The sequence below is a fragment of the Hyunsoonleella pacifica genome, assembly GCF_004310335.1.
GTDB classification, from domain to species: Bacteria; Bacteroidota; Bacteroidia; order Flavobacteriales; family Flavobacteriaceae; genus Jejuia; species Jejuia pacifica.
In genome coordinates this window covers 180,460-199,577 of sequence record NZ_SIRS01000002.1, presented here as the reverse complement: position 1 = coordinate 199,577, position 19,118 = coordinate 180,460, and the positions used below count along the sequence as shown (strand labels likewise).

15 protein-coding genes are annotated in these 19,118 nt (G+C 31.7%); 12 read left to right on the top strand and 3 right to left on the bottom strand.

The window, feature by feature from the left end:
- The first annotated feature begins 10 nt into the window (after positions 1-10).
- The gene (locus EYD46_RS04280; RefSeq protein WP_130935830.1) at positions 11-781 is read left to right on the top strand and encodes a glycosyltransferase family 2 protein; all 771 of its coding nucleotides are present in this window, start codon (positions 11-13) and stop codon (positions 779-781) included.
- Here EYD46_RS04280 and EYD46_RS04275 read toward each other — a convergent pair.
- Positions 766-1,779: a glycosyltransferase family 4 protein gene (locus EYD46_RS04275; RefSeq protein ID WP_130935829.1), complete on the bottom strand. Its 1,014-nt coding sequence runs from the start codon at positions 1,777-1,779 to the stop codon at positions 766-768. The two genes, EYD46_RS04280 and EYD46_RS04275, sit on opposite strands and share 16 nt — an antisense overlap.
- A gap of 4 nt (positions 1,780-1,783) precedes the next feature.
- Positions 1,784-2,581 (bottom strand): lipopolysaccharide kinase InaA family protein, encoded by a 798-nt coding sequence (locus tag EYD46_RS04270; RefSeq protein WP_130935828.1) that lies wholly within the window; start codon positions 2,579-2,581, stop codon positions 1,784-1,786.
- A gap of 163 nt (positions 2,582-2,744) precedes the next feature.
- Here EYD46_RS04270 and EYD46_RS04265 point away from each other — a divergent pair, with 163 nt between their 5' ends.
- The 7 genes from EYD46_RS04265 to EYD46_RS04235 all read left to right on the top strand — a co-directional run bounded on the left by EYD46_RS04265 (position 2,745) and on the right by EYD46_RS04235 (position 8,340).
- Positions 2,745-3,854: a glycosyltransferase family 4 protein gene (locus EYD46_RS04265; RefSeq protein WP_130935827.1), complete on the top strand. Its 1,110-nt coding sequence runs from the start codon at positions 2,745-2,747 to the stop codon at positions 3,852-3,854.
- The gene (locus EYD46_RS04260) at positions 3,847-4,416 is read left to right on the top strand and encodes an L-threonylcarbamoyladenylate synthase (protein ID WP_130935826.1); all 570 of its coding nucleotides are present in this window, start codon (positions 3,847-3,849) and stop codon (positions 4,414-4,416) included. The genes EYD46_RS04265 and EYD46_RS04260 overlap by 8 nt, the downstream gene beginning before the upstream one ends.
- A gap of 26 nt (positions 4,417-4,442) precedes the next feature.
- A complete protein-coding gene (locus EYD46_RS04255; RefSeq protein ID WP_130935825.1) occupies positions 4,443-4,817 on the top strand; it encodes a GxxExxY protein in 375 nt (124 codons plus the stop codon).
- A 95-nt stretch (positions 4,818-4,912) separates the two neighbouring features.
- Positions 4,913-6,337 (top strand): CCA tRNA nucleotidyltransferase, encoded by a 1,425-nt coding sequence (locus EYD46_RS04250; protein WP_130935824.1) that lies wholly within the window; start codon positions 4,913-4,915, stop codon positions 6,335-6,337.
- Positions 6,334-6,795, top strand: a complete 462-nt coding sequence (locus EYD46_RS04245; protein ID WP_130935823.1) for a GNAT family N-acetyltransferase — start codon at positions 6,334-6,336, stop codon at positions 6,793-6,795. Before EYD46_RS04250 ends, EYD46_RS04245 begins: the two co-directional genes overlap by 4 nt.
- Complete coding sequence (locus EYD46_RS04240) at positions 6,782-7,798, top strand: COX15/CtaA family protein (RefSeq protein WP_130935822.1); 1,017 nt, start codon at positions 6,782-6,784, stop codon at positions 7,796-7,798. The genes EYD46_RS04245 and EYD46_RS04240 overlap by 14 nt, the downstream gene beginning before the upstream one ends.
- 29 nt (positions 7,799-7,827) lie before the next feature.
- A complete protein-coding gene (locus EYD46_RS04235) occupies positions 7,828-8,340 on the top strand; it encodes an IS1096 element passenger TnpR family protein (protein ID WP_130935821.1) in 513 nt (170 codons plus the stop codon).
- Here EYD46_RS04235 and EYD46_RS04230 read toward each other — a convergent pair.
- The gene (locus EYD46_RS04230) at positions 8,337-9,410 is read right to left on the bottom strand and encodes a hypothetical protein (RefSeq protein WP_130935820.1); all 1,074 of its coding nucleotides are present in this window, start codon (positions 9,408-9,410) and stop codon (positions 8,337-8,339) included. The two genes, EYD46_RS04235 and EYD46_RS04230, sit on opposite strands and share 4 nt — an antisense overlap.
- Before the next feature lie 180 nt (positions 9,411-9,590).
- Here EYD46_RS04230 and EYD46_RS04225 point away from each other — a divergent pair, with 180 nt between their 5' ends.
- The 4 genes from EYD46_RS04225 to EYD46_RS04210 all read left to right on the top strand — a co-directional run bounded on the left by EYD46_RS04225 (position 9,591) and on the right by EYD46_RS04210 (position 19,094).
- A complete protein-coding gene (locus EYD46_RS04225; RefSeq protein ID WP_130935819.1) occupies positions 9,591-10,487 on the top strand; it encodes an ABC transporter ATP-binding protein in 897 nt (298 codons plus the stop codon).
- 10 nt (positions 10,488-10,497) lie between these two features.
- Positions 10,498-11,322 carry an ABC transporter permease gene (locus tag EYD46_RS04220; protein ID WP_130935818.1) on the top strand — a complete coding sequence of 275 codons (825 nt, stop codon included), beginning with the start codon at positions 10,498-10,500 and terminating at the stop codon, positions 11,320-11,322.
- Between the two features lie 29 nt (positions 11,323-11,351).
- On the top strand, positions 11,352-14,120 hold the full coding sequence (locus EYD46_RS04215) for a T9SS type B sorting domain-containing protein (protein ID WP_130935817.1): 2,769 nt from the start codon (positions 11,352-11,354) through the stop codon (positions 14,118-14,120).
- 162 nt (positions 14,121-14,282) lie between these two features.
- On the top strand, positions 14,283-19,094 hold the full coding sequence (locus EYD46_RS04210; protein WP_130936231.1) for a T9SS type B sorting domain-containing protein: 4,812 nt from the start codon (positions 14,283-14,285) through the stop codon (positions 19,092-19,094).
- Positions 19,095-19,118 lie beyond the last annotated feature (24 nt).

The window sequence follows — 19,118 nt, the reverse complement described above, 5'->3', positions numbered from 1 at the left end:
AATTCTAGTAATGATAAAACTGTCTGGTGTTATTATAACCTTTAATGAAGAAAGAAACATTGAAAGGTGTTTACAATCTTTGGTAAATATTGTAGATGAAATTATTGTTGTTGATTCCTTTTCTACAGACAAAACAAAATCTATCTGTGCGAAGTATAATGTAAAATTCATTGAGCAAACTTTTTTAGGATATATAGAACAAAAGAATTTTGCCCTTACTAGAGCGACTTACGATTATGTTGTATCCTTAGATGGTGATGAGGCTCTTTCTGAAGAACTACAAAAATCAATAATTAAACTAAAATCTAATTGGAAGTTTAATGGTTACTATTGCAACAGATATAATAATTTTTGTGGACAATGGATAAAGTATTCTGATTGGTATCCTAATAAAAAATTAAGAATTTTTGATAGAAGAAAGGCGGAGTGGAAAGGTATTAACCCTCATGATAATGTACTTTTAAATGATTCTAAATCAAAAACTGGTCATTTAAATGGAGATATTTTGCATTGGACTTACCAGTCCTACTCCGAGTTTAACAAAAAAACGGAATACTTTTCTACAATTGCTGCTAAAGCTTATTTTGATAAGGGAAAAAAGTCTACCTTTTTTAAAATTTGGTTAAATCCTACTTGGGCTTTTTTTAAAGCTTATATTTTACGCTTAGGCATTTTAGATGGTATCAACGGGTTTGTAATTTGTATACAAACCGCAAATATTACGTTTTTAAAGTATTCTAAACTTTTAGAATTACAACGAAAACATCAACTCAAAAAATAGTCATCAATAGTTTTAGAGCAGTTCTCCCAAGTATATGGTATTACGTACTGCCTAACATCTTCCTCTATTTCAAAAGCTTTTTCAATAAGAGAAATTACATCTTTGTAAGAAGCATCTAAATCAAATAAATACCCATTTACTCCATGTTGTATTAAATCTGGCGCAAACCCAGTTTTAGAAGCTACAGGTACACAATTAGACATCATTGCTTCTAGAATAGGCACTGGTCCTCCTTCTAAAAGTGATGGAGATACAAACACATCCAATTTATTGTATAACTCCGGATAGGATTCATAAGATACATTATTATGATATACAAAATTTGAAAAAGCTTTCATTTCATTAAACCTATAATAATCTTCCCAGTTTCTTCCAATAATATGAAAAACCTTTTGGGGCATATTTTTAATGATATCAAAAATCAAATCAGGATTTTTTCTTTTTCCAAAATTAGAGCAAAACCCTATGTCTCCCCCACCTCTTTGATGTCTATAAAATGTAGTTGATGATGTACCTATATGAAGCACTTTTAATAATTCTGACTTCACGCCAGAATTAATTAAATACTCTTTTATATCAGAATTTAAACAAACGATAGTATCCGCCTTATTTAAACACCACACTACATGAGTTTTTGAGTATTTTTTTGACCAATTAGGGTGTGTAAACATTACAATGTTTTTCTTTTTTAAAATACTTGGAGTACTACGTATACAACGGCAAAAGTAATTCTGATAAATGAAGAAGTAGCCATCAGCTTCTGGTAAATTCCTTAGCTTATTATGATAATGAGTTGTCGCTTCTAATGAAGAATGGCGGGATAATCGTCTCACTTTTGCTCCAAAAATCCAATCTTTATCTTTTTCTCTAGCAACATAGGCTACTTTTCGAACAACCTGAGGAGATTCATAAAACTGTGATTTTAATATTGCCAGTAAATACTTCCACTTATGCATTACTGCAAAATATAGCTGTTCTCCTATATTAGTATTAACCATCTATCTAAATTGGTGATTGTAAGTCTCTATCCTTATACTTTTTCTTCCAAAAAAATATTCTCTTTTTAATTCTATTCTTGCGATAAAATTTTTCCTGAAATGCCTTTGTATAAGACCACATTGCATCAAATATTTTCTGTTCATCTTCTCCTGTACATTTGGCATATTCGTTACTCATTACCGAAATCATCGATTTATGAATAGTAAGCTTTGAAAAATTTTTAATTCTTGTTTCAAATCCCATTTTACCAAATTCCATACGATTTAAGTCTACAAGATAAAAGTTATATTCACTTGAATTTCTAGTTATAAGTGTATTACCTGGGGAATGATCTAAAAAATGTATCCCTTTTTGATGTAATTTATAAGTAAACCTTGTAAACGCTCTTAAAATAGTCTCATGATCACTTATGTTGAAATCTGTAGTTAACTCTCTATATGTTAAATCACAATTTACAAATTCACTTACATAAAAACTTCTCTTGAAGAAAAAAGGTAACATTTCTTTTTGATAAGCTACAGGCAAAGGAGTTTTAATACCAAGATCTATCAATTTATTAGCATAGATATAAGAGCGTTCTGCCTTAGATTTTCTAAAAAAGCGGTATACGACTTGATTTATAAAATTAGGCGTTTTAAAGGATTTTATAGTATATACTTTTCCATTAATTGTAATGTTTTTTATGACATTACGTTCAGCATTACCCAAAATATTATTTAAGCTATTAAAGTTTAAAATAGCTTCTTCTAATTTAGTTCTTAAATTAATATATTCAGGATGTATTATAAGAGTAGTTTTCATTAAGTACCTTATCTCCTACCAGAGGTTTATCTGCAAATATATCCAAATAAATTTGAGTAAAGCTGTACTTTAGTATATAGCTAAAATAGTATCCAATTTGTGTAATCAATATTCAAAATGTACTTTTGATTTCAAACCTATTTAACAGTTTACACTAAGATTTATGCACATTTTACACGTATCAGCTGTAACCAATTGGGGAGGAGGCGAATATCATATTGAAAATTTGTGTAATGAGCTATTAATCACAAATACTGATATAACCAATACTGTTTTATGTGTGAAGGATTCTCCTTTCCATGAGCGTCTTTCAAAAACCAATATTAAACACTCCACTGCTGCATTAGGAATAAAAATTGATTTAAGGTATATTTTTAAAATTGGTAAAATATGTAGAAAATCGAATATTGATCTTATACATATTCATGATCCAAGTGCATTACAACTCACTATTATCGCTGACAAAATATATAACCTTCCTCCTTTTATATTTAGTAAAAAAACGTCTTTTCCAATAAAAAACCGCAAAAAAACATTATACAAATACAATTACTACAAAATAAAAAAAATTCTATGTGTCTCTAAAGAAACTCAATATGTAGCAGAAAAAGCAATAACTGATAAAAGTAAACTTACTACCATTTATCACGGTACAAACCTAAAAACTAAAAGTATAAAAACACCCTTTTTAATAAGGGATAAGTATAGAATTCCTCCAAATAAAACAATTATAGGTCATATAGGTAATCATATCAAAGCAAAACATCTTGAGACTTATATAAATATAGCTCATCACATTATAAATATAGAAAAGCTTGACGAGTATATTTTTGTTCAAATTGGTACGTTTAGTGAGCGTACTGATGCTCTTTTACAACAAGTACAAAAATTAAACTTGAAAGAACATATCATTTTCTTGGATTATATACCTCAAGCGTCAAATTTTATTCCTCAATTTGATATTTCTTTAATGACTTCTCAAAGTGAAGGAATGCCTCAGTTTATATATGAATCCATGTATCATAAAACCCCCATAGTTAGCACTAATGTTGGAGGAATTCCAGAACTGCTTACCCATGAAGTCAATGGCTTTTTAGCTAATATGCACGATCATGAAACATTAGCCAAACATGTAATAAAACTCAAAAATTCTAAAAAACTTCAAAAACAATTTACCTCTGATAGCTATAAAAAACTCTTGGAACAATTTACAACTGAAAATATGGCTAAACAAACTGTAAACATCTATAAATCTTTGTTGAGTAATGCCTAACTTACATGCTGAAGTAAAAACTTCTTCAGAAATTTTAAAAAGTGGAGGTGTTATTCTATTCCCAACTGACACATTTTGGAGTATTGGTTGTGATGCAACAAATAAAAAGGCTGTTGAACATCTTTTTGATTTTATGAAGAATAACAGTAAACAAAATGTTACCTGCTTAATGGCTGATGATAGAATGTTAAGCAGATATATAGAAAGCCTACCTTTTGCGGCACAAAGTATTATCGAAATTACAGATACTCCAACTACAATAATTTATGATAATCCAAAAAATTTAGCTGTAAACCTCGTATCAAAACACAACACACTTGCTACAAGAATTCCGGATGACGAGTTTTGTTATCAACTTTCAAGGAGAATAAACGCTCCTATTGCTTCTCTTATAGCTCATTTTAATAATAAACCAATACCAAAATCCTTTAAAGAAATAGAGCCTTCTGTTTTAAAAGGTGTAGACTATGTCGTAAATTTGCATCGTGAAAAAAAATGTGTTAAACCCGCATCCATTATACAGATTAAGAATAACGGAATTGTTAAGGTTATACATAAATAATATAGCCAAGAATTCACAAATAATTTATGACAAATATTCTGTATAAAGAAGAGAGCTATAGTATTGTTGGCGTGTTATTTGAAGTATACAATAATTTAGGTAGTGGGTTTTCTGAAATCGTTTACAAAGATGCCATTGAGTATGAGTTTAAAAATCTGAATATTCCATTTGAAAGAGAAAAAGAATATTCAGTAAATTACAAGGACGCTGTATTACCACACAAATTTTATGCTGATTTTATTGTTTACAATAAAATAATCTTAGAATTGAAATGTGTAGAATCCTTACATGACAAACACATATCCCAATGCCTCAACTATCTTAAAGTAAGTAAAAACAAACTAGCTATTTTAGGAAACTTTCATAAAGATGGTCTGAAATATAAAAGAATAATATTTTAATAATTACTAACTATGAGACAGAGAAAATTTAGTGATATTAAAAGTTTTAGTTTTTTGAATTATTAGATAATTCGTGAATTCGTGGCACATAATATATGAATTATAAAGAAGCACTTCAAAACAACATATTTAAAATTATATCAAAATCTGCAAGCGAAATTAATTTAGAAAGCTATGTTATCGGAGGTTTTGTAAGAGATTTTTTGTTACAACGAGGTAATGCCAAAGATATTGATGTTGTTGCTATTGGTAGTGGTATTGAATTAGCTAAAAGAGTTGCTGATAATTTACCTACACAACCCAAGGTACAAATTTTTAAAACCTATGGCACTGCAATGTTACGATATGAAGACATAGAAGTTGAATTTGTTGGTGCAAGAAAAGAATCTTATTCTGAGGATAGCAGGAACCCTGTTGTAGAAAACGGTTCATTACAAGACGATCAAAACCGTCGTGATTTTACCATAAATGCTTTAGCGCTCAACTTATGCGAAACTGATTTTGGTAATCTACTTGATCCTTTTGAAGGCATAAAAGATTTGAAAAATAAAATTATTCGTACGCCTTTAAACCCCGATATTACCTATAGTGATGATCCGTTGCGGATGATGCGCGCCATTAGATTTGCTACACAACTTAGCTTTCATATTGAAACAGAAAGCCTAAAAGCCATAACTAGAAATGCAGAACGTATTAAGATAATTACCAATGAACGCATTATAGTAGAGCTCAACAAAATTTTAGAAAGCAAAATTCCTTCTATTGGATTTTTATTATTAGAAAAAACAGGCTTACTTAATTATATTTTACCAGAACTTACCGCTCTAAAAGGTATTGATGAAATAGATGGACAACGCCATAAGGACAATTTTTATCATACGTTAGAAGTTGTAGATAATATTTCTAAACATACAAATAATTTGTGGTTACGTTGGGCTGCATTATTACATGATATTGGAAAAGCGCCCACTAAAAGATACAGTAAAAAAATAGGTTGGACATTCCATGGACACGAATTTGAAGGTTCTAAAATGGTATATCGTTTATTCAAACGTTTAAAAATGCCTTTGAATGATAAAATGAAGTTTGTACAAAAATTGGTATTAATGAGTTCAAGACCAATTGTACTGGCCCAAGACATTGTGACTGATTCTGCAGTAAGGCGATTAATATTTGATGCAGGCGATTATGTAGATGACTTAATGACGCTTTGTGAAGCAGATATTACCACAAAAAATCCAAAGAAATTCAATAAATATCATAATAATTTTAAAATAGTAAGGGAGAAAATTATTGAAGTTGAAGAACGAGATAATGTTAGAAATTTCCAACCACCAGTTACTGGAGAGAAAATAATGGAAACTTTCAATTTAAAACCATCTCGGGAAATTGGGATCATTAAAGAAGCTATAAAAGAAGCTATTTTAGAGGGAGAGATTCCTAATGAATATAATGCAGCTTATAACCTGATGCTAGAAAAAGGAAAAGCACTTGGACTTAAACAAATCATTAAAGAGTGAAGATAATACGTACTAATTCCGAGCATTCTGGATTTGTGAACTTAGTATCACAACTTAATAAGTATTTAAAAACTGTAGATGGTAATGATCATGATTTTTATATGCAATACAATGGTATTGATACTTTAAACCATGTGGTTATAGTATTTATTAAAGACATACCTGTAGCATGTGGTGCTTTTAAGGCCTACAGTAAAAAAAGTGTTGAAATAAAGCGAATGTTCACATTACCTGATTATAGAGGGCAGCAATTAGCCTCTAAAACTTTAAACGAACTTGAAATTTGGGCAGCTGAGTTAGGCTTTAAAACTTGCATTTTAGAAACTGGAAAACGACAAGTAGAAGCTGTTAATTTTTATAAAAAAAACAGCTACCAAATTATCGGAAATTTTGGGCCTTATATAGACATTGATAACAGTATTTGTTTTGAAAAAGAATTAAGCTATGCAAAAAGATAACAAACGTGTAATTTATTGGTTGCTCACAGGGTGTTTTCTCATTTTTATTATGGTAATTGTTGGAGGTATTACCAGATTAACACATTCAGGTTTATCCATATCAAACTATAAATTGATATCAGGCACCATTCCTCCCATGAACGATATAGAATGGCAAGAAGCTTTTAATTTGTATAAGCAATACCCAGAGTACCAAAAACTTAATTATAATTTTACTCTCGAAGATTTCAAAGACATCTATTTTTGGGAATGGTTACACCGGGTATTGGGACGCCTTATAGGTATTGTTTTTATTATCCCTTTTCTATATTTTTTAGTTACCAAGCAACTTACAAAGTCAACTATAAAAAAATCGATTATTCTATTATTCATGGGTGGCTTCCAGGGTTTTTTAGGGTGGTATATGGTAAAAAGTGGTTTGGTAGACAGACCAGATGTGAGCCACTACAGGCTAGCAGCACATTTAACAACGGCATTTTTAACGTTTGCCTATACATTTTGGGTAGCTCTAGATTTAATATTTCCCAACAAAAAAGAAATTGACATCAAATTCAGAAACCTTGTACGCTTTGGACTATTTATACTTATAGTTCAAATAATTTATGGTGCCTTTGTTGCAGGTTTGGATGCCGGGTGGATACACAACCATTGGCCAATGATGAGTGAAGGGAAATTTATGCACGAAACCGTACACATTGAGAAAAATCCACTATATAAAAACTTTATAGAAGGTAAAAGTGGGGTGCAATTTGTACATCGCATTTTAGCTTATATTGTGGTATTAGTAGTTATTATTATATGGCGAAAAAGTAAACAACTTATTCTTTCAAAATATCAAGTTATTGGCATACTCGCCTTACTAATAATGGTAGGTATGCAATTTCTTTTAGGCATACTTACCATATTACTTCAAGTGCCAGTTTGGTTAGGTATAGCCCACCAAATAGGTGCATTCTTTTTATTATCTGCTATGGTGTTTTCCTTGCATAGATTTAGCAAATAAAATATATCTTTGTACAACAAATTGTAATTATGATTTACAGATTCAGAGTCATTTTAGATAACGATACCGAAGAGGATATTTTTCGCGATTTAGAAATTCGTGAAACTGATACCTTAGAGGATTTACATAACATTATCACACAATCTTTTGGTTTTGATGGTACTGAAATGGCATCATTCTATGTAAGTAACGATCAGTGGGAACAAGGCGAAGAGATTTCTCTTTTCGATTTAAGTGATGATGGTTCTGCACGTTTGATGAACGAAACTGAAATTTGTGACGTGGTGCACGAAGCTCAAACCAAACTTATCTATGTATATGATTTTTTGAGCATGTGGACATTCTATGTAGAACTTGCAGAAATTGTAGATATTGTAGAAGGTTTTGATTACCCTAACTTAATGTTTGTTCAAGGTCAAGTTCCCGATACTGCTCCAGATCGTGTTTTTGAAGTCGATGAAAATGATGATTTTAATGAATTTGATGACGGTATTGACATTGAAGATTATGATAATTTAGACTTCAATGAAAACTGGAATTAAGAACGCTTTTTGTTAATATTTAAAGGGTTAACATTTTCATAATTATGAACCAAAAATTCTAAAGCCTTTTCTAATATATCTCCCATTGTATTACATTTTTTAAATTTCACGTCATGAGTATATTCAAAGATCTTGAATTTCAATAAATCTATATGCTCCTTTTTTGAAATATTATCTTCTATCTTACAGTCTAAAAGTTCGTTAATACGATTATTATAACTCTTAAGCCGTTTTACTAAAATAGAACGCTCTTCTATTTTATACTGTTCAATAGATAGCTTTTGAAAAGAATCTGATACTATTTTTACCATCTCTAAATTTTCTTTAAAAAATTGTGGTCGGTAAATATTAAATTTCCCCTCATAAGATTGTTGGTCAAAATCTATCGCTCTAATCTTGTAAACTACCTTATCAAAATCGTGTGTTGGCACAATAACATAATTGTAAGAGCGCATATCCCCTAAAAGCCGTATCATACAACGTTCGTTAAACTTTACAAACTCTTTAGCTATTTGTGCCTTTTCCATTTTGGTACAATTAGGTAATATATCTTTAATAAATACATCTCCAGGAATACCTGCAATATGCTCTTCTATCAAAGTATTATTACTTACCAAAAAATTTAAGTTATATGGCGATAACATATGTTCTAACTCCAAACCGTAAATTCTTGAAGCATCAGCTGTTTTTACATAAAAATAGGTGTAATTATCATTTAAAATATTTCTAATTTTTATTCTAAAAGGCTTAGAATTTCCAAACGTACAATAATCAATAGCATCAACACTTAAAAATGGAAAAATAGCTTCATTACCATCAGAATGTAAAATAGTATAAACTTTTTTTAAGGAAGCATCAATCTCTTGCATATCAAATTCGTTGTAGTACACCCTTATCCAAAGTGTATCTTCATCGTCTTCATCAAGAACTTCAACGCCACCTTGAAATCTTAACAGATCTTCATAAAAAATGGGAAGCTTTATATTCCTACTGTATTCAGAAAGATAACTATCTAATTTGCTAGAAATAGGATAAGACGGTTTCTTTTTTGAAATTTTTAAATCCTCCATAAGCACATGTCATTATTCAAATTTAAGCTTTTCTGTATATTCCCAACTACCTGTTCTGACAATTTAATTTGGATTACAGAAAGATTTCTTTTGAGATTAATGTAACAAAAATTCACAAGCCTCGTCTTAAAACTATAACTAATAAACCACTGAATTTATTTCAGTCTAAAATATTCACGTTTGGAACCAATTTTAACAATTAATAATCTTACCAAAAAGTTTGGTTTTTTAACTGCTGTAAAAAACCTCTCGTTTACTATAAACAAAGGGAATGTATATGGGATTTTAGGCCCTAATGGTAGTGGCAAATCCACAACACTAGGCATAGTACTTAATGTAGTTAACAAAACATCAGGCGATTTTAAATGGTTTGATGGTAGTATATCTACGCACAATGCCTTGAAAAAAGTTGGTGCCATTATTGAGCGACCAAACTTTTATCCATACATGACTGCATATGAAAACCTAAAACTAGTATGTAAAATAAAAGATGTAGACACATCTAAAATTTATGAAAAACTAGAAGTTGTAGGCTTGCTAGAACGTAAAAATAGTAAGTTTAGAACATATTCTTTAGGGATGAAACAACGTTTAGCTATTGCTTCAGCTTTACTTAACGATCCAGAAATTTTAATCTTAGATGAACCTACTAACGGCCTAGACCCACAAGGTATTCATCAAATTCGACAAATTATCAAAGATATTGCAAACCAAGGCACCACAATTCTTCTAGCCTCTCATCTTCTAGATGAAGTTGAAAAAGTATGTTCACATGTTGTGGTATTACGAAAAGGTGTAAAATTATATGCTGGGCGTGTAGATGAAATGATATCTAGCCACGGCTTTTTTGAATTAAAATGCAACAATCATGAAGCTCTTATTGAAGTTATCAAAAAAGACAAAGCATTTGGAAAGGTAAAAGTTGAAGAAGACCTAATTACAGCTTTTTTAAATGAACCACTAAGTTCTGAGGATTTTAATAAGCAATTGTTCAAAGAGGGTATCATACTTACCCATTTGGTACAGCGCAAAGAAAGCTTGGAGGAACAATTTTTACAACTAACTGATAACAACTAACCCATAACCAATGTTACGTCTTTTACAATTAGAATTACAAAAATTATTGCTTAATAAAACAAGTAAGGTTCTTATTTTTATATCTTTTATTTTACCGCTTTTCATAATACTAATCTCTTCTTTTAAAATTCCTTTTTTCGGATACTTTACTATAGAATTAGGAGAATGGGGCGTTTTCAATTTTCCGATGATATGGCATTTGGTTACCTATTTTGCAGCACATTTCAAATTATTTTTTGCAATTGTTGTGGTTAGCATGATAGGAAATGAGTATAGTAACAAAACGATTAAACAAAACCTTATTGACGGATTATCCAAGAAAGAGTTTATTCTTTCTAAATTTTACACAATCGTATTTTTCTCTCTTATTTCCACGGTAATAATTTTCTTTTTAAGTCTTTGTATTGGACTCTTTTACTCCAGTTACAATGAACTTGGGATAATTTTTAAAGAAACTGAGTTTTTATTAGCATATTTTGTAAAACTTGTTGGTTTTTTCAGCCTTTGTCTTTTACTTGGTATGCTAATTAAAAGGTCTGCCTTTGCTCTTGCATTTTTATTTGTTTTATTTATTTTAGAATGGATAATTTATGCCATAGTTTATAAATTCACTGATGATGATTTTGCTACTAATGTTCATAATTTTTTCCCATTAAAGTCAATGTATAAACTTATAGATTGGCCAGCTTTGAGAATTGCTTCAACAAAAGTTACTAATAATAAAGAATTAATACACGACTATGCTGTACACTGGCATGAAGTAGCAATAGTATTGGGTTGGACAGCTCTATTTATCTTTTTATCGTATAGATTATTAAAAAAGCGGGATTTATAATATCTTTGATAGCATTTGCTATGTAAAAGATGAAAAAAAACGCTGTATTCTTATTCTTATGGTTGTTTACCCTAAACTTGTATTCTCAAAGACAAGCTGCAAACTGGTACTTTGGTAATAATGCGGGTATCACATTTAATGTAGATGGCACAGTCTCAGAACTTACTGATGGTGTACTAAGTACCAATGAAGGTTGTACAACAATTTCGGATACAGATGGAAACTTGCTTTTCTATACTGATGGTATAACAGTTTGGGATAGGCTACATAGACCCATGCCAAATGCAAATCCATCCAGCGGAGGTTTATATGGAGATCCGTCCAGTACGCAATCAGCTATCGTAATACCCAAACCAAACGATGAGAACATATACTATATCTTTACAGTAGACACTACTGGACCTAACGATCCAATTGACTTTGGTTTTAATTACTCTACCGTAGATATACGATTAAACGGAGGGTTTGGAGATGTTGTGCCAACATCAAAAAATATAAACTTACGCAGTGATAGTTCCGAAAAAATAAGTGCGGTTGTTAAAGATTGTGAATCTAAAGAGTTATGGGTCATTACTTTTGGTCCTTCCACCAGAGTTATTGACGATGTGGTTTTTCATGATACCTTTTATGCCTATGAAATTACAGATACTGGTATTAACACTACACCTGTAATATCAAGCTTTCCCTCTCTAGAAATTACAGATCCTAGAGGATATCTAAAATTATCACCCGATGGTACTAAAGTAGCTTGCGCAAATGTAACTTCGGGCTTGTTTCTTTTTGACTTTGATGTAAACACAGGTCAAGTTACTAATCAATCTCAAATAACTGTAGATTCTTCATTACCTAACAAACCACAATCACCGTATGGTCTAGAGTTTTCGCAAAGTAATGAGCTGTTATATGTAACAGCTTATTATGATGCACAAGATCCTATAGAATTTAATACAGCTAACGCTCAATATACATCTCTAATACAATTTGATTTAACAGTACCTAATATATCGTCAAGTGCTGTTATTATTGATGAGCGTATTGGTTTTAGAGGAGGTCTTCAACTTGGTATAGATGGTAGGATATATAGAGCTATGAGTAGAACCTTTACCCAAGGTTTACCTAACCTTTCTGTGGTAAACGCTCCAAATGCCAGAGGATTAAATTGTAATTATCAACACAATAAAATAGCATTAAGTAGAAATTCTACACAAGGTCTTCCGCCTTTTATAACATCATTCTTCACACAAAAGATAGATATCATTGACAATAACGCTTCAAGTACAGACTTACCATTATGTGAGGGAGAGCGTTTCATTCTAAGAGCTCCAGATTTTCCTGATGCCACATACACATGGACAAGAAATGGAAATAATCTTACTAATAATGGAAATACCTACGAGGTACAAAATAATCTAGATGGGTTATATTCTGTTTTAATTGATCTTAATACGGGACGTTGTGAAGATCGGCTAGAGGGAGCTGCTAGAGTAAGTTTTTCTCCAAATCCTACTGCTTCAAATTCTGAATTATTCCAATGTGGTGAGGATGGCATTGTTGATGGATTAACACTATTTAATTTAGAAGAGGCTACATTAGCATTAACTGAAAATAATGATGAATTACGAGTAAGGTTTTTTACTGACCCAGCAAGAACAGAACAGATAATTGATACATCTAGATATCCTAATACAATAAATAATGAAACAATTTATGTTGAGGTTTACAACTCTGATACATTGTGTAGCGTAAATGCAGAATTAACTTTAAATGTAAGCACAACAGATGTTGAAAACACATCACTTCATGAATGTGATTATGATGACAATAAAGATGGTTTCTATACTTTTAACTTACGTGACGCAGACGAAAGTATAGTTAGAAACCTTCCTTCAGGTCTAAATATATCTTATTATAAAAGTTATGAAGATGCACTTCTAGAAAAAGATAAATTAACTGATAATTATACAAACGAACAACCTTTCTTTCAAACTATTTATGCTAGGGTTGAAAATGAAAATAATTGTTATGGCATAAGTGAGGTAGAGCTTATCGTAAATATACCACCAGAGGTTGAAAGTGAATCCTTAACATATTATTGCACAAATTATTTTCCTGAACCAATAATTATAAACGCTGCCATTCCTGTTACTGAACAAAATAATTATACTTATTTATGGTCTACTGGGGAAACCACCCACGACATCAATATTAATAACATAGGCATTTATACTGTTGATATTACTAACATTATTACCCAATGTACTTCAACAAGAACCATAACCGTAGAGCCATCTAGTGATGCAACGTTTGCACAACCAGATCCTTTTACTATAAACGATGCTACTTCAAGTAATATTGTAGCTGTAAACGTTACTGGAGATGGTATTTATCAATATAAGCTAGTAGATACTGAGAGAGATTTTGAGTATCCATTTCAAGATAGTAATGTTTTTGATAATGTAAAAGGAGGTATTTATACCGTATTCGTAAAAGACATAAAAAACAATTGTGGTACAGTACAAAATAAAGTATCAGTCATAGGCTTCCCAAAATTCCTTACTCCAAATAATGATGGATATAATGATACATGGCAAGTCTATGGTGTTTCAGAAATGTTTCAACCAAATACTAAAATTATGATATATAACAGGTATGGTAAGCTTCTAAAGGAAATAACTCCTTTAGGAGAAGGTTGGGATGGTATCTTAAATGGACAAATATTACCTGCAGACGACTATTGGTTTTCAGTTATTTTAGAAGATGGAAGAATTTTTAAAGATCATTTTACTTTGAAATATTAGTTTGATAGACGATAACATGTGTTTCATCGGTTTTTTTTGCGTTTCATCTAAAATATATTTACTTTCGTCGTCATATATTATCTATATACAAATTGTAATATCATCAAATTTAACACATTGAAAAAGCCCCTACATTTCAATTTTATATTAATTACGTTCTTATTGGGCACATACCTCGTTGTAGCACAACAAATTAATGTAAATGGAAATGTTACCGCTAATCAACTTATACAGGATAATTTAGTTGATGGATGTGTTGAGGTTTCAAATGTAGTATCTACAGTTAATGGGGATTCTAATGGGTTTAGGAGTTTTGCTGAATTCAGTAGAGGTAGCTCTAATTTTCCTTTTGAAAACGGAATTATGCTTTCAACAGGGAATGCAGAGTCTGGTGGTAATACTCTAATTACCACAGATTTGAGTGAAGGCTCAACCACTTGGGGCACAGATCCCGATTTAGAAGCTGCATTGGGAAACAATAATTTTTTAAATGCTACTTCCATAGAGTTTGATTTTGTGTCCATATCAAATCAAGTACAGTTTAATTATCTCTTAGCTTCAGAAGAATACTCTGGTATTAATCCCTGCCAATTTTCAGACGGTTTTGCTTTTCTCATAAGGGAAGCAAGTAGCACAGGACCATATCAAAATATTGCAGTAGTCCCAGGCACCTCTACTCCTGTTAGTACAAATACTGTACATGATGAAATTGTTGGTGTTTGTCCTGCCCAAAATGAACAATACTTTGATGGTTATAATATAGGAGACACAAACTATAACGGGAGAACAGAAGTACTTACAGCTTCCGCAACAATTATACCTTATGTACAATACCATATTAAATTAGTAATCGCCGATCAAGCCGATCAAAGATTTGACTCAGCAGTTTTTATTGAGGGTGATAGTTTTAGAATACTAGAACTAGGAGAGGATATCACAACTTGTGCAAGTTCTGTAACTATCGATGCAGATATACAAAACACCTCATCAACTTATGAATGGTTTTTAAATGGAAGTACAACACCAATTTCAGGGGAAACTAACCCTACTTTAACTACTACACAGTCTGGAAATTACCGTGTGGAAATCACTACACCATTAGGATCTACTAGCTGTGTTGAAGAAGATGAAATTGTAGTTTCCATACAAAATGAGATCACTTTAACTTCTATAACAGATTACCCACTTTGTGATGATTTGAGTGGCGATGAAGTGGAAACTTTTGATTTATCCACAAAAGATAGCGAAGTGTCTAGCATCATTCCTTTTACAAACTACATGTTTAGCTATCATTTATCAGATGCTGATGCACGATCTAATAGCAACCCTATTACAAGTCCCATACAAAACACATCGCTTACACAACCTATTTTTGTTAGAATAGATGATTTAGATTCTGGTTGTGTAGCCTATACTGCATTCAATATAACGGTAAATACTATTCCAGATATCACAGATCCTACTAATCTCCCTATTTGTGATAGTGATAACGATCCCAGTGATGGTTTTACTACCATAGATCTTAATGAAAAAAATGATGAAATAACATCTGGGGATCCTAATTTAATAGTTACCTACCACTACAATGCTTTAGAAGCAGATAATGGCAATAACTCAATACCAATTCCTTACATTAATACCAATACACCTAATGAAACTGTATTTGTAAGGGTTACAAATGCCACAACAGCCTGTTATACTACTAGTACATTAACTGTAGACATTACCAATGGTCCAATAGTGAATAGAGAACCAGTACCTCTTGATGGATGTGATGTAGAACGAGATGGTATCGATAATTTTGACCTAACGGAAGCGATAAATGATATTTTACAAGGTTTAACAGGAGTTACCACTACGTTTCATGAAAGCTTTGATGATGCTGAAACAGGTAACAGCCCTATTGCCAATGAAACTAATTATCAGAATATTGAACCAGAACAACAAATAGTTTTTGTTCGTGTGGAAGATAATGTTACAGGTTGTTCCTCTGTAGTACCGCTAGAAATTCATCCTAACCTTTTATTAACAGGAACAGATACTACTAATTTTGCATTATGTGATGATGCTTCCAATGATGGCGTAGAAGAGTTTAATTTATTTACTGTTGAAACTTACATTGCAAATGAACTTCCTGATATTGTGGTAACATTTTATGAAACGCAAACTGATTTTGATAATAATAATCCTCTAAATAAAAACCAGTTATATACAGTTACAGAAACAACAAATTTAATAGTTCGCATAGAAAATGGCAGTTGTACAGAAGTTTCAGATATAAATTTAGTAATTAACCCTGTGTTAGTTTTTAACCCTATAGCTCCAATCCCTTATTGTGATGACAATGATGATGGTGTGGTAAGTATAGAGTTAGCAAGTTTTGATGATATTGTAACAGGTGGAAACACTAATTTTACAGTCTCATACTTTGGAAATCAAACAGGTGCAGATACCAATACTAATCAGTTACCACCATTTTATCTTAACTCTTCTCCTAATGAAACCATATATGCAAGAATACAAAGCACTCAAACAGAATGCTTTACAATTGAATCTTTTGATATAGAAATTCTACCTGCCCCACCAATAACGCAACCTACACCTTGGCTTATTTGTGATTCAGATGATGATGGTATAACCATTTTAAACCTTAATGACAGAATACCAGACATTGTCTCTGATACAACCGGATTAAATATACAGTTTTTTACAACTATAGATCATGCTAATAACAATATCAATGCTATACAAGATCAAGATGTTATCAATTATGAAACTGGCACTCAAAATATATTTGTTAGGGTTGAAAGTACTGCTTCAGAATGTTTTGCCATAGCAACACTAGAAATTATTGTCAACACTATTCCCGTACTAACACCCATTGATAAGTTTCAGCTATGTGAAGATGATAATGACCAAAGCACAGAATTCTTATTTGCTGATTGGGATTCTAAAATTTTAAACGGACAAGTTGGAAAAGAAGTTTTTTATTTTGAAGATGCTGCATATGCTATACCTATTGATAAAAACATCCCATACACCAATACATTTAGCCCTCACCCTATATATGTGCGTGTAGAAAATTTAACGGATGCTAATTGTAATGCAACATCCTCCTTTATAATTGAAGTTGGCGCCAACCCTATTTATAATACACCCATTTCTGTTCCCAGGTGTGATGACTCCAGTAACGATGGCGTTATAACTTTAGATTTAAATGAAATTATAGATGAGATTTCACAAGGTTCAACTACCAACTTAGATATTAATTTCTTTACCAGCGAACAAGCAGCCATAGATAATAACTCACCAATTCCATTAGAATTTACAAATGCTCAAAACCCACAATCACTATATGTAAGGATAGATAACCAAGATTCAGATTGTTTTGTTATTGAAGATTTTGCAATAAACGTAGTTGCAGCTCCAGATTTATCAGAGGCAGAACCATTCAGACTATGCGATGATGATTATGATGGCTTTACTGTATTTAATTTAGATGATGCGCAATATGAAAACTTTGACAGGATACAAACAGGCACAGTTGTTAGCTATTTTGAAAATTTAGAAGATGTAGATAACGATGCTCTTGCTATAGCAGATCCTAATAACTATTCTTCAAATTCTAAAACCGTATTTATAAAAGTTTTAAGTACACTAACCACCTGTTATACAGTATTACCTCTAGAGCTGGTTGTAACACCATTACCTCCAATACAATTTAGCGGTACTTACCCAATATGCGATAATGAAACCAATACGTTTGATCTATCTGTAATGGACGACATCATTGTTGAAGATTTAAGTACCGTATCCATAAGTTATTATGCAACTGAAATTGATGCGAGAAATAACTCAGGTGATGAATTAAATAATCCGTTTAGCTATACCTCAGATAGTCATATTATCTATACCAGAATGGAAGATTCAACCACAGAATGTATTACCTATGGAAGCTTCACATTACAAATCAATCAAAATCCAGTAGCAAATCCGCCTGAAGATTTAGTGGATTGTGATGATGATTATGATGGTATTTTACGGTTTGACCTTCTCAATGAAACTGCAATTGAGATTTTAGGAACACAAAACCCTGCAGAACATGAAATCACCTATCATAGAACATTAAATGATGCTGAAAATGATGATGCAGCTTTGGATAGTTCTCATGAAGTCAATCTAAACGAAACAATTTATGCTAGATTAGAAAACACAAACACTGGATGTTATGATATTACAGAATTTAATACAACTGTTTTACCCCTACCCATAATTTCTATTGATAATGTTGTAGCATTTTGTACAGATGATTTACCTCTAGTTATAAGTGCATATACAGGAGACGATAACGATACATATTCATGGTCCAATGGTGCGACCACATCAATAATAACATTAAATAACATCTCAGAAATTGGAGATTACACTGTTACAGTTACTAAAAATACGGGGTGTGATTTCACAAAAGAGTTTACAGTTATAGAATCACAACAGGCTCCACTAAACCCGAGTACAACTGTTAATTTTACCGATCCTAATAGTATTACAGTAAATATTGATGCAACTGCAACTGGTGATTACAGGTTTATTCTAGATGATGGAGAGCCACAAACTTCTAATGTTTTTGATAATGTTTCTATTGGTCGTCATGACATTACAGTAATAGATTTAAATGGTTGTAACCCTGCTTATGATGTCGCTTTTATATTTGATATCCCAAAATTTGTAACGCCCAACAATGATGGTTTTTTTGATACCTGGCATGTTACTGGTGCAAACCAACTCCCTGGAACTTTAGTTTATATATATAACAGGCATGGCAAACTTTTAAAAATGCTATCCCACACATCTCCTGGCTGGGATGGCACATATAACGGTCAGCATATGCCAGCAGACGACTATTGGTTCTCTGCAGATATTGTTCATGAAGGGGAAAGCTTTAATATAAGAGGGCATTTTGCTTTAAAGAGATAGTAAATTAAATTTTTTTGGGTTTTT

What these genes read in the sequence shown, in the direction of transcription:
- EYD46_RS04280 (WP_130935830.1), top strand. Translation starts at nt 11, where the DNA reads ATGATAAAACTGTCTGGTGTTATTATAACCTTTAATGAAGAAAGAAAC.
- EYD46_RS04275 (WP_130935829.1), bottom strand. Translation starts at nt 1,779, where the DNA reads ATGGTTAATACTAATATAGGAGAACAGCTATATTTTGCAGTAATGCAT.
- EYD46_RS04270 (WP_130935828.1), bottom strand. Translation starts at nt 2,581, where the DNA reads ATGAAAACTACTCTTATAATACATCCTGAATATATTAATTTAAGAACT.
- EYD46_RS04265 (WP_130935827.1), top strand. Translation starts at nt 2,745, where the DNA reads ATGCACATTTTACACGTATCAGCTGTAACCAATTGGGGAGGAGGCGAA.
- EYD46_RS04260 (WP_130935826.1), top strand. Translation starts at nt 3,847, where the DNA reads ATGCCTAACTTACATGCTGAAGTAAAAACTTCTTCAGAAATTTTAAAA.
- EYD46_RS04255 (WP_130935825.1), top strand. Translation starts at nt 4,443, where the DNA reads ATGACAAATATTCTGTATAAAGAAGAGAGCTATAGTATTGTTGGCGTG.
- EYD46_RS04250 (WP_130935824.1), top strand. Translation starts at nt 4,913, where the DNA reads ATGAATTATAAAGAAGCACTTCAAAACAACATATTTAAAATTATATCA.
- EYD46_RS04240 (WP_130935822.1), top strand. Translation starts at nt 6,782, where the DNA reads ATGCAAAAAGATAACAAACGTGTAATTTATTGGTTGCTCACAGGGTGT.
- EYD46_RS04235 (WP_130935821.1), top strand. Translation starts at nt 7,828, where the DNA reads ATGATTTACAGATTCAGAGTCATTTTAGATAACGATACCGAAGAGGAT.
- EYD46_RS04230 (WP_130935820.1), bottom strand. Translation starts at nt 9,410, where the DNA reads ATGGAGGATTTAAAAATTTCAAAAAAGAAACCGTCTTATCCTATTTCT.
- EYD46_RS04220 (WP_130935818.1), top strand. Translation starts at nt 10,498, where the DNA reads ATGTTACGTCTTTTACAATTAGAATTACAAAAATTATTGCTTAATAAA.
- EYD46_RS04215 (WP_130935817.1), top strand. Translation starts at nt 11,352, where the DNA reads ATGAAAAAAAACGCTGTATTCTTATTCTTATGGTTGTTTACCCTAAAC.